The 12,981-nt window shown below is 36.6% G+C and carries 6 protein-coding genes and 2 pseudogenes; all 8 read left to right on the forward strand.

The features are described 5' to 3' along the window. The first annotated feature begins 1 nt into the window (after position 1). The 8 genes and pseudogenes from H7992_RS05490 to H7992_RS05525 all read left to right on the forward strand — a co-directional run bounded on the left by H7992_RS05490 (position 2) and on the right by H7992_RS05525 (position 12,963). Positions 2-700, forward strand: a complete 699-nt coding sequence (locus tag H7992_RS05490) for a sensor histidine kinase (RefSeq protein ID WP_187046894.1) — start codon at positions 2-4, stop codon at positions 698-700. Further along, on the forward strand, positions 681-1,766 hold the full coding sequence (locus H7992_RS05495; protein WP_187046895.1) for a BTAD domain-containing protein: 1,086 nt from the start codon (positions 681-683) through the stop codon (positions 1,764-1,766). The genes H7992_RS05490 and H7992_RS05495 overlap by 20 nt, the downstream gene beginning before the upstream one ends. 243 nt (positions 1,767-2,009) lie before the next feature. Further along, the gene (locus H7992_RS05500; RefSeq protein ID WP_187046896.1) at positions 2,010-2,612 is read left to right on the forward strand and encodes a class D sortase; all 603 of its coding nucleotides are present in this window, start codon (positions 2,010-2,012) and stop codon (positions 2,610-2,612) included. A gap of 12 nt (positions 2,613-2,624) precedes the next feature. Next, entirely contained in the window at positions 2,625-7,517 is a 4,893-nt protein-coding gene (locus H7992_RS05505) for an LPXTG cell wall anchor domain-containing protein (RefSeq protein ID WP_187046897.1), read from the forward strand. Positions 7,518-7,657: 140 nt separating this feature from the next. After that, positions 7,658-8,964 (forward strand): annotated as a pseudogene (locus tag H7992_RS05510) (IS3 family transposase); the annotation flags it as partial. A gap of 422 nt (positions 8,965-9,386) precedes the next feature. Beyond that, positions 9,387-9,959 (forward strand): annotated as a pseudogene (locus H7992_RS05515) (transposase family protein); the annotation flags it as partial. A gap of 210 nt (positions 9,960-10,169) precedes the next feature. After that, positions 10,170-12,191 (forward strand): PAS domain S-box protein, encoded by a 2,022-nt coding sequence (locus H7992_RS05520; RefSeq protein WP_187046899.1) that lies wholly within the window; start codon positions 10,170-10,172, stop codon positions 12,189-12,191. A 103-nt stretch (positions 12,192-12,294) separates the two neighbouring features. Next, entirely contained in the window at positions 12,295-12,963 is a 669-nt protein-coding gene (locus H7992_RS05525) for a vWA domain-containing protein (protein WP_187046900.1), read from the forward strand. Positions 12,964-12,981: the final 18 nt, after the last annotated feature.

Raw genomic sequence — 12,981 nt, forward strand, 5'->3', positions numbered from 1 at the left:
TTTGCAAAAACCAGTTAATATGGAAGAGTTAAAAGTGCGAATAGAATCCTTACTGCTCATGAAAAAATCAGCTCAAGATGCAGTGCATAATGAATTGAATTATTCCTATGCTCAAATAAAGCCGCATTTCTTGTATAACACACTAAATACAATTATTGGTCTAAGTTATTCGGATGAAGAAAGAACGCGGGAGGCACTGGGACATCTTGCCACTTACTTCCGAGCGAAATTAAATTTCAGAAACAAGCGTTCGCTTGTTCCTTTAGAGGATGAAATTGAATTAGTATTAGCCTATTTAGCAATTGAACAAATTCGTTTCGGCGAAAAGTTACATATTGAATACGATATCGACAACACAATCGAAACGTATATCCCTTCGATGACACTTCAGCCTTTAGTGGAAAATGCCGTTCAGCATGGAATATCCAAAAACAAAGATGGTGGCATACTACGGCTAACGATTGAACGAGAATTGCAGAACGTAAAAATCACAATTGAAGATAATGGCATTGGAATTTCCGAGGCAAAACAACAGGAATTATTAAGCAATAAAAATGGTGGTTTGGGCTTTACAAATCCTTTTAATAAACTAAGTTTAGTAAAAGGGACTAGCTTTCAATTGAAAAGTAAAGTAGGGAAAGGGACGAAAATCACGATTCGGATACCTGAGGTGAAAAACAATGAGAGTATTATTAATTGATGATGAGGAGCTTGCTTTAAAGGTAAATGAAAAGATGCTAAGTGAAGTGGAGAACGTGGAAGTAGTAGGGAAATTCACAGACCCATATTTGGCGCTAAAAGAAATGGAAACATTGCAAACTGATGTTGTTTTTTTAGATATGGAAATGACAGAATTACACGGTCTTGAAGTTGCCGAAATGATTATGAGTGAACATCACCACATCGAAATTCTATTTGTTACTGCATATCCTCAATATGCAGTAGAAGCATTTGATGTGAATGCTATTGATTATTTATTAAAGCCTATCAATAAAGTACGTCTTAAAAAAGCAATCAAAAAAACACAAGAGAAGCTAGACTTATATAATTCAAGCAAGGAAATAGCATTTTCTTATGCACATACAATGGGAAGTTTCTATCTGCTAGACACCAAACAAAATATAGTCAAATGGAGAACGAAGAAAGTAAAGGAGCTACTATTATATTTAGGTCATCATAGGGGATATCCAGTGCATAAATCAATTGTAGTAGAGCAACTTTGGCCAGAGGCTGACGCTGAAAAAGCATTTACACTATTACACTCAACCGTTTATCAACTTAGAAAAACATTAAAAGAGAGTGGAATAGAAAATTCGGTACAGTTCATCAATGATCATTACGCATTAAACGTATTCGTTCAAAGTGATTATGCAGATTTAGAACAACTTATAAAGTCAAAAGAAATGAATACTTCTATTGTGGAGCAGGTTCTAACTTTATACCAAGGAGATTTCTTAGAAGAAGAAGAGTACAACTGGTCAATCCAAAGCCAACGTTACTTGAAAAATTCAGTGTTACAGTTTCTAGAAAAAGTGATATTGACGGAAGAACATGCTACCTTAAAAGAAAAATGCTTAGAAAAAATGCTAGAATTAGATATGTATAATGAGACGTATATGTACAAACTTCTAGAGCATTATATTCAGGCGAAAAACAAAGAAAAAATAGATAGTTTAAACAAATTAATAAAAACTAGACTCAGTGATGACTTAGGAATAGAAATTCCATTCGCTAATAATAGTCTATATACGTCGATTGAAAAATAACTAGAAACACTTATTTCTTTGGTATGAAGGAATAAGTGTTTTTATATTGAAAAAAATAATGGGTAATAGATAATGTTCAGAAACCGTTCAGAATGAAATGATATTTTTATTATTAGGTATTTATAGGCAACAGCGATATTGGCTATACCAATAGTTTGCAATAGTAGAACGTACAACATATTAATAACTTAGTAAATACCTAAGGATAATTGGAACGTATTAATGCGGTAAAGGGGTGTAAAATTGCGGAGAATCATCGGTATTGTTTTTTTGCTTTTGGGTTTTTTCTTACTTTTCTATCCTCAGATTGAAAAGAAAGCTTCAGATTCTAAGCAAACACAGCTTATAGAAGCGTTCGAAAATCTAGGAAATACAAGTACAATTGAAGAAACTGTTTCACCAGCAAAAGTACAAGATTATACGGATGAAAAGAAACTAATATTATTAGATGGTGCAAGAGGTATTGTCGAAATTCCTAAAATTGATTTGGAAATGGTCATTTTTGATGGGGCGAATGAAAATCCCTTGAAAAAAGGAATTGGCATGATAGAACCAGATAAAGAATTCGGCGTTAATAATGTTGGTCTCGCGGGGCATCGGGCTACAACTCATGGAAAACAATTCAACCGCTTAGACGAACTAGTTCCACGTGACCTAGTGAAAGTCAAAACAGAAACAGGCACGTACGAATATGAAGTTTTTCGAACTTTTGTTGTAGATCAAACAGAAATAGAGGTCCTAAAAGATGGGCAAGAACCACTCTTAACATTAGTAACTTGCACACCACTCGGCAAAAAAAATCCAACTGATCGGTTAATCGTTCAAGCAAAGCTAATAAAACAATAACAGGAGGTAGCCATGAAAAAATTAAGTTTTATCACACTAGTATTTCTACTAGTCTTTCAAAGCTTCATAGGTCCAATAGCAGCAAGTGCAGATGAACTCGTGCCAAGTGAATTGGAACAGAGCTTTACAATTGATAACATCACAATAGATAAAGAAACTAACATTGCAAGTATCGCTTGGTCCTTTGTTGCAGGCAATAAGACAGAAGCGGTAGAGTACACACATCAAAGTGATCTTAAGTTAAACGATGAAGTATCTAATGAATTAGATAATGGAATCGGTAGCTATAAGATTATGGCAGATGGATTGATGATATTTACAATCAATCCAAATCAGTCAGAAGATGCAACAGGTTCATTTGAAGTTGCTGTCGCACAACAAGAAGCAGCTACAGAACTTGAATCAACAGAGCCACTTGCAGACGGAAATGTAATCGAAGAAAAAGTAGAAAATCTAGAAATCAATCCATCAATGGACGAAAAAAATAAAGTTGGTGACGCTGAAGGAACAGAAGAAGAGACTAGTAAATTGCTAACCGCTTCTGGGATGTTTAGTCCACTTGCAGTCATAGCTAATCCAATACCGGTCAATTCTATGGACTTTAGTTTAACAATTAGCGGTGTAGAGCTCGATGCCGCTTCGGCTGCAACGATGGAATTAGAGCAAAATCAACAAGCTAAATACAATTTAATATTTAATGTAGATTTATCCACGTTACATGTTGCAGGGGATTCATTCGAGTTTACTCTTCTACCATCTATTTTGGACTTTGGTGATAATTTCAATGGACCTGTTAATGGACCAGAGGGAGATCCGAAGTTTACTTATAGTAGAAATGCTCAAACAATAATAGTAACTTTGACTGAGGATTTATTGCCGGAACAAATAACTTCTAATTATCCAATTAATATGGAATTTGAATCGGGATTTGAACTTTTGGATGATAGTCTAGTTCAGGATATTATCATTCCAGACGGCAATGATCTGAACAATACACAAACAGTTTCATTAACCTTTAAACCATCGACAAGTAATGAGAAAATGTCCAAAAGAAACGATGGCTTTAAAATAATGGATGGTGACCGCATTATTGATTGGGAGATTTGGGTAAATACAGCTGGAAAGCAATTGGATAGTGCTACTCTAGCGGATACACCTGATTCAAAGCATGAGATAATATCAGGATCTATTCAAGTGGCGCAGTATGACATTGGCTTGAATGGTGTAGTTAATAAATCTGGAGCTGGAACGCCCTATCAAACTGCTGCAAATTTTTCCGATATTAGCTTAACTGGAAAAAATGCGTACAAGATAACGTATCAAACAAAAGTAACAGCAGAAAGCCCAGCAGGAGCACAAACATTTACGAACACTGCGACATTAACCAACGGTCCGGCTATAGAAACGGCTACAGGTTCACAGGGCATTACTTATGGTGAGGCACTTGCCAAAAGTAAAATAGGTACTAATAATAACTATGAATCAAACTGGGAAATTAAGTATAACTATAACTTAGCGAAAATTGATGCTCCAACTGGGGCAAACTATAATATTCGAGATACTTTCCCAGGTCCACAAAACATCGATTTAACAACTATTCAACTCTTCAAAATGGATGCGGTAGATGGAACAGTGACAGCTGGTTCTGGTACATTAGTGGATCCTTCTGAATATAATATTGTTCCAATTACCGATGCAGATTCAGATGCGGGTGTAGATGGCTTTGAATTGAAATTTATATCTGATATTACAGATGCATATAGAATCACGTACCAAGCCAAATATGAGAACGATGATCCAACTAAAAATGATTTCTATACTGGGACAGATGGAAATTTAACGAATACTGTCACAAACGGAACAATTCCGAAAACTGTGGGACACAGAGTTTACCAAGGGATTCTAACAAAAGGGTACACATTAGATTTAAATACTCAAAAACTAACGTGGACAATTAGAATTACAGCGGATAATGAGGGAATTAGTGGTTTAGAGATTACCGATTTATTTAGTAATGGGACACAAACGCTTACTGAAGGTCTTGATACATCTGCAATTAGAGTAATTGGTATGACTGGTCAAACTATTTCCATAACGGATCCTTCTCAAGGATTCACATTAACAGGCGGTAATATCGCAAAAGGTAGCACAGCAACCATTACGTATACGACCGATTACGATATTAAAACAGCAGGTGTAGTGGCAGAAAAATATACAAACACCGCAACTGCTAACTGGTTATATGGTGTTAATCCTTATTCTGTTTCCGAATCAAGTACGTATACACCCACAACAACAACTGTTAATAACGGAAGTAAAGCAGGAACGTACAATTATGACACGCAAGAATTTACTTGGGGTGTAAAAGTAAACTTCAACAAAAGAAATATACAAGGTGCGATATTGACGGACACTCTTGGACCAGGTCATGAAATTGTGGACGATTCATTCACTATTTATGATTTCACGCCTACAGGAGGGGATGATAATACTGGGATTATAGGGCCTACAGAAGCTCTTGTAAAAGGTGTCGATTACAATGTAGTAGTAAATCCGGATAACAAAAGCTTTACTTTAACTTTTGATGCTAGTTTACCAACAGCTAAGAACGATAGAGCTTACTATGTTCAATATAAAACAAAAGACTCAGATGACATAATTGGTATTAGTAAAGATGAGTTAGATGTAGCAAGTAAACCATTAGCAGATGCTAATAAATATACAAATTCAGCGACCTTTGAAATCCCGGGGACCAAGCATACTTTAGAGTCTTCTCCAGTAACTGTAAATGATGCAAATCATTTAGTATCGAAAAGAGTTAGTAGTACTAATCAAAGTCAAGGGACATTTACTTGGACGATAGATGTAAACAAATCTCTTTCCAATTTAGGGGAAGTTATATTAACAGATAAGCCTTCTGATAATTTAATGCTTATTTCAGATTCAATTGAAATTACTGAAATGTCCACTAATTCATCGAATGGTGTGTCAGCTGGTACTACTTGGATTAAACCAAATAGCACTGATTTAACAGTAAACAGTGACGGTAGCTTTACATTAAATTTAGGTGATTTATCCAAAAAAGCAGTTCAAGTAAGATATACAACATTTGTACTTGGTCTAGCAGGTGAACCATATTCAAATGAAGCTACTATTGCATATAGTTTTGCTGATCAAACGAGTGCCAATCAAGAAAATAAAGATGTAGTGAGTGCTTTCTTTAGTTTCAGTAGATCGAATGCTTTTTCTTCATCAACAAGAGGGACAGTAAAACTTCAAAAAATTGGTTTAGATACTATTACTAACATTGAAGAAGAACTTACAGGTGTTAAGTTCCAACTAGTAAAAACAATTGGTGGTATAGAATATATTATTAAGAAAGCAACTTCTGGTATAAATGGTTATTTTGAATTTGAAAATATTGGTTATGGTGAATATGTTATTAAAGAAGACACAACGACTATACCAGTTGGCTATGTAGCAACGAATATTAGTTTCAAAATGGATGTAGATACGGACATTTTGTTAACTGGAAATGAAGACAATGTTGTAAAAGTAGTTAATGAAAAAGTTAACCAAGCTGTCAAATTAACAAAAGAAGACAAAGCAGACTCTGCTATAAAGCTATCTGGAGCAGAATTTACATTGCATCTTGCAGATGGAACCCTTGTTGATAAAGATAAAGATGGAAACGATCTTCCAGATATTATTACAAATCCACTAGGTGAAATTGCAATAAATAACTTGGAGGCAGGTTTCTATTACTTTGAAGAAACAGTTGCCCCAGAAAATTATGTGTTTGGTGCAAGTAAAAAAACCGTTGTCTTTGAAATCAAAGCAAACCAAACTATTTTTTCTGAAGTCACGATGGAAAATGAACGTGGTATTGGTGAAATAATCATTACAAAAGTGGATGCTTCAGATAATTCGATTCTTATAGATGGTGTAAAATTTGAACTTTCTAGAGATGGAGTTCCTGTAGATACACAGACAACTGTAGATGGTCTTGCAACATTTAGTAATCTACCATATGGCACATATACATTAGTAGAAACTGAAGCACATACAGATTATCTTCTTGATCCTACTGTAAAAACAGTTGTACTTGATTCTGAAACAGGAACAAATGAAGAAATCAAAAATCTAACAGTTGAAAACAGTAAAACAAATCATTCTGTTACATTAACGAAATATAATTCGAACAAATCACTAGAACTTAAAGGTGCTAAATTCGAATTACGAAAAGAGACGGCTATCTCAGGTATCTATGAAGTTGTTACTGGAATTGACGATGAGAAGTTAACGACCGATGACAATGGTGAGATTAATCTAAAAGATATGCCGGTTGGTAAATATAAATTAATTGAAATAAAAGCACCTGCTGGTTATAGATTAAATAGTGATCCTGTAGCTTTTGAAATTACATTGAAACAAGAATCTGCTGTTATAGTTGAAAAAACTAACGTTAGAATTCCAGCAGGTAGTGGTGGCGGATGGTTCCCAAGTGAACCAGGCACACCGGGTAACCCAGGAATACCAGGCACACCAGGCACACCAGGCACACCGGGTAACCCAGGCACACCGGGTAACCCAGGAATACCAGGAATACCGGGCAATCTAGGGACACCAGGCGATCCAAACAACCCTAGCACACCAGGAACGTCGGGCAACCAAGGTAATGCGAATAATTTAGGGAATCTAGGCACATCTGGAAACCTAGGAAATCAAAATAATTCAGGTAATCCGTCGAATCTTGGAAATCCTGATGCACTAGGTGCTAATGGAACTAACATATTACCTCAAACAGGTGATACGTATCCAGTTGGAACATTATTAGCAGGTCTTGCATCTATTTTTGCGGGACTTTGGATTATGTTTAGAAGAAGAACAATTTCAAAAGCATAGTATGAAAAAGTACTATTAGATGGTGTATTGAACTGAACCCCAAATGGTAGACACTTTTAAAAAAGCGACCCCATTTGGGGTTTTTTCTGTCTGAAAGCTTAGGTATACTGAAGTAAAATAGCCTGACAGGAGTGTTTTCAATGAGTAAAATACTTTTCAATGAACTCCAACGTAGATTATTAGAAGCGAATCCTAATGTGAACTCAGTTTCAGATCGCTCTATCCAATATAAACCTGAATTTAAAGTATTAGCTGTCAAAGAGAATCAGAGCGGTAAAGGTCCTTCTCAAGTTTTTATTGATAATGGATTTGACTTAGAAATGATTGGTACGAAAAAAGCTGAAGAATCACTTAGTCGTTGGAGAAAATCCTATCAGCTCCATGGAGAAGACGGATTCTTTGAGGAGCGTCGCGGAAAAGGAAGTACTGGTCGTCCATCAACTAAAGGATTATCTCCTGAGAAAAAACTTGAAAAAGCTGAAGCACGTATTAAATATCTTGAAGCAGAGGTCGAATTGTTAAAAAAGCTCGAGGAACTAGAGAGGTAGGCGAAGAAAAAATACTAACATCAGCCGAAAAATATCAGGTGATTAATGAAGTGATTCGTAAGTTTCAATTAAAGAGGTTCACAGCTCACCTATGCAAAGTCGCAAAAGTACATAGAAGTGGGTACTATGCATGGCTTGAAAAAACTGAGGTCCATGCTATACGTGAGGAAAATGATTATCAAGACTACCTTTTACTTAAATGTGTTTATGATGCGTTCAAAGGGAAAACGGGATATCGTGGCCTTTACATGGCGTTAGAGGAATTACTTGAGATCCCCATGAATCATAAGAAGATTCTTCGTTTAATGCGTAAATTTAATCTCTTTGCCAAAATAAGAAGAAAAAACCCTTATAAGAATACAGCTAAGGCTACCCAAGAACACCGTACGGTGCCAAACCTCTTGAATCGGCAATTCACTCAAGATGAACCTGGCAAAGTTTTTGTTACCGACATTACTTATCTTCAAATGAAAACTGGACAGACTGCTTATCTTTCCTGTGTGAAGGATGTAGCCAGCCGTGAAATTATCGCTTACGAACTTTCGGTTAGCTTAAGTATGGGTATTGTGTATCGAACTTTGAGGAAGCTTAGCGAAGCATTAGCAGGAAATATACATCCAGAGGCGATGATTCACTCTGATCAAGGTTTTCATTATACGCACCCAGAATACCAGACACGCGTTAAAGCGATTCAGCTCATACAGTCAATGTCCCGAAGGGGAAATTGTTTGGATAACGCACCGATCGAATCATTTTTCGGTCATTTTAAAGACGATGTAGACTACAAGAAAGCATCCAATCTGTTAGAGTTGAAAAAAATGGTAGATGAATATATGGAACACTACAACTGTACACGTAAGCAATGGGATTTAAAAAAGATGACTCCGGCTCAATACCAGGGCACTGAAAAAGTACAATTTCCTTCAATACCGTTGATTTCCGTTCCGAGCGGACGCTTTCCGCGGGCACGGCTTCAGCCTCCTCGTCACTGCGTTCCTGCGGGGTCTTCAGCTCGCGCTGTTCCCGCCGGAGTCGCCGCTCTTCACTACAATCAACTAGTTCTTACTATAAAAAAGAACTTTTTCAGTGGCTTCGCTCAATACCGAAGTCATCTCATAGCAGCATAGACTAAAACGTCACTTTTTTAAACTGTCCATTAAATGGGGCTCAGTTCATATAGCCACTAATAGTTCTTTTTTTGGGCTCTACAATAAATGTTGGGGTCATCAAACAATTAAGTGCATAAAAAAATGCACAACATCTTCCAAATCTTTTATACTTGAATTGTCGAGAAACAAGTAAAGATTGGAGATGTGTGCAAATGAATTTTAACATGTTTTTACCAGGATTAGAAGAAGTTCTAGTAACGAAAATGGAGAAAGTGGAAGGTCGAATTTGTTTCCATGTGGAGATGCCTATTTCTACACATACTTGCCCTACTTGTAAGGAAAGAACAAGAAAAGTTCATGACTATAGAATACAAAAAATCAAGCGCTTAAAGATGTTCGAAAGACTTACGCTTATTTTTTATCGTAAACGCAGATATGTGTGTTCATGTGGGAAGAAATTTGCGGAAAAGAATACTTTTATTCAGCGCTACCAACGCTTTTCAATAGAATGGAATCAAGCGGTAAATGTACGGTGTGTAAAGGGCAAAACATTTAAAGAAAAAGCGACTATTTATGGTACTTCATCATCAAAGATTGTCCGACGTTTTGATCGTCTATCAACGAGTGAAATTCAAAAAGTAAAAGAACTTCCGAAGGTAATTGCCATTGATGAATACAAAGGAGATACACGTGATGGGAAATATCAATTAATTATCGCTAATGGAGAAACCAAAGAGCCCATTGATATTTTACCAAATCGTTATAAAAAAACGATTTTGCAATTCAAATTCGAAAAAACTCTCGACTACATGGCTGTAAATTTTTGGATGTAGAAAAATTTCAATACTTGGCTACTATTAAAGGGGACTAAACTTTTAGGCTTTGTTTATGCACTATTTCAATAGGGTATCGCAAAAAAAATATTGTTCATTTAGAAAGAAGATTCCGCGGTTATGAAAAAGTAGTTTAATCATTAATGGAAGTAGATGACACTTATGGGGATATTATTTAAAAGTATATCTGTTGATGTCTATCGCTCTTTAATAAGTAATAATCCTGACGCTATTTTCTTACTAGATGAGCATGGAAATATCTTGGATACGAACATGGCGGTCACGGATTTATTCGGATATTCTTCTGCCGAATTAAAGAAAATGAGCAATACCAGTATAGTGGTGCCTGATTCGGATTACGATGTTAGGCAGTTATTTGTTAAAACTATAGGTGGTGACTCATGTACCTATCAAGCTAGTGCCTACCATAAGAATGGACAAGTAATTCATTTACAAGTAAAGAATGTTCCAATGGTAGACAACCAAAAACTCGTTGGTGTGATGGTTGTCGCGAAAGATGTGACGGATCTTGTTGATACGAAAATGGCTTTACAAGAAGCTTCCGAAAGACTCCGTTCATTCTATGAGTCATCTGCTGATGCCATGGACATTATGGATTTGAACGGAAATGTCTTGGCGGTTAATTTGGCTTTCGAGAAAATGTATGGGTGGAAGGCTGAAGAACTTATTGGAAAACCGATGCCGACGATTCCCAAGGAGCGATGGAAATCGGTAAATGAAAGACGTGAAAAAGTGACAAATAATCACTATATAAAAGGGTTAGAAGTAGATTGCTTAAAAAAAGACGGTTCATCGATTGAAGTTAGCATAACTATATCCCCTTTGCATGATGAAAGTGGCAACGTCATTGCGTTTTCCGGAATATCACGAGATATTTCAGAAAGAAAAAAATGGGAAGTGGCTCTTCTAGAAAGTAAAAGTAAGTATAAGTCTTTATTAAATGATTCACCTGAGCCCATCTATGTTCATAGTAAGGGCGTTATCCGTTACGCTAATGACGTTGCGATAAAAATGTTTGGCTATCAAAATCCTATAGAACTCCTTGGCCGGAAAATATTGGATTTCATTCACGCTGATTCTGTAGAACTCGTAAGGGATAGAATACGAAGAGCGGCTATAGACAGCGACTTTCCAAAAGAAATGATGGAACTAAAAATGCTGCGTACAGATCGCTCATCTTTTATCGCAGAGGCGACTTTTCTAGGAATTGATTATGAAGATGAACCAGCGATACAAGTCATTTTTAGGGATATTTCAGAAAGAAAAGTAATAGAAGAAGCTTTGATTCGTAGCGAAGAAAAGTACAGATTAATCGCAGATAATATGACGGATTTGGTTTCCATAGTTGATGCAAATGGAGTCTTTAAGTATGTATCTCCTTCTTATTTCCCTCTGTTAGGCTTTCCTGCAGAATCATATGAAGGAGCAATCGCATTTGATAATGTGCATCCAGAGGATTTAACCAGTCTACATGAGACGTTTAACTACTTATTAAGCACAAAAGAATCGGACAGTTTAGAGTTTAGAATAAAACACAAAACAAAGAACTTTATATGGGTTGAAGCAAAAGTGTCCTTTTTTATCGACGAAGAAAATGGAAGTGAGCATTTGTTAATCGTTGCCCGTGAAATTGGAGAAAGAAAAGTCCTGCAAGAAAAGCTAAAAGAAATGGCTTTTCACGACGAGTTGACTGGATTGCCAAATCGCAGACTATTCCAAGAAAAAATGGAACAAACGATAAAAGAAGCAAAAAGACGGAATCGGAAATGTGCGCTACTATATATAGATATCGATAAATTCAAATGGGTGAATGACCAACTAGGTCATAATATCGGCGATAAGTTATTGAAACAATTTAGCGAAAGAGTTATGTCGTGCCTCCGTAAAAGTGATATTTTAGCACGCCAAGGCGGTGACGAATTCCTGGTACTTTTACCTGAAATCGACGATGAAGAAAATGGACAAACATGTGCAGAACGAATAGTAGAAAGTCTGCAACACCCCTGGGTGATTGACGAAGACACCTTCACAACCACTTCCAGTATTGGAATAGCCGTTTATCCTAAAGATGGGTTGACCATGGACGAGTTGATGACGAATGCAGATCGTGCCTTGTACGAGGGGAAAAAGAACGGTCGCAATACGTTCAAGACATATTCTTAATAAAAAATAAATTCTGGCGATGCAAAGGCAACTTCAAAAGTAGGAACAACAAAATGGGGCTGGAAATGGTAGTGAGAAGCTACAAGAGGAATTAAAAGAAGCAATGTCAGACTTAGACGGGCAACTTCAACAGACGTTGGAAAGTAACACCCATAGTTTCTCTCAAACGATGGCACAAGCTATGCAGGAAACGAAACATACTAAAGATAGCTTGAAATCATTACTTGGAGGCACGAGTGCTGGTAGTGGTGACGCAGAACGGAAAAAAGTTCCTTTACGGGATCAAATATCATTAGCCGAAAAAATCGCATCCAATAAACAGATGAAAGAGATTGCGAATTGGGCTGGTCGATTTAAGCAGATTGCTCGTAAAAAGCAAAAATCCAAGCATAGTGATTCGATGGAAAGAAGCGGGGTTACGTTAGGCAACGACATTGAGAGACTGTTGCCGATGGAATTAGGCTTATATACACACCCGATAACGAAGAACGACTTCCTTCGTCGTTTTGTGGAAGGTCAGACCATGCAGTATGAGCAGAAAGGACAAGAGGTATTGGGGAAAGGTCCAATCGTACTTTGTCTGGACCAGTCAGGCAGTATGAACAAACTAGATACCCAATCAAAAGGCTTTACATTAGCTCTCATGCCGATTGCAAGAAAACAGAAAAGGGATTTTTGTTTAATCTTGTTCTCTACTCGGACACAGATCTTTAAATATGAGAAAGGGAAAATTAAAGGCTCAGATATGGTTAATCTTGCTCAAACAAATTGAAATTGATTAATAGGGGTA

The sequence above is a fragment of the Sporosarcina sp. resist genome (genome assembly GCF_014302295.1).
GTDB classification, from domain to species: domain Bacteria; phylum Bacillota; class Bacilli; order Bacillales_A; family Planococcaceae; genus Sporosarcina; species Sporosarcina psychrophila.

What these genes read in the sequence shown, in the direction of transcription:
- H7992_RS05495 (WP_187046895.1), top strand. Translation starts at nt 681, where the DNA reads ATGAGAGTATTATTAATTGATGATGAGGAGCTTGCTTTAAAGGTAAAT.
- H7992_RS05525 (WP_187046900.1), top strand. Translation starts at nt 12,295, where the DNA reads ATGTCAGACTTAGACGGGCAACTTCAACAGACGTTGGAAAGTAACACC.
- H7992_RS05520 (WP_187046899.1), top strand. Translation starts at nt 10,170, where the DNA reads ATGGGGATATTATTTAAAAGTATATCTGTTGATGTCTATCGCTCTTTA.
- H7992_RS05505 (WP_187046897.1), top strand. Translation starts at nt 2,625, where the DNA reads ATGAAAAAATTAAGTTTTATCACACTAGTATTTCTACTAGTCTTTCAA.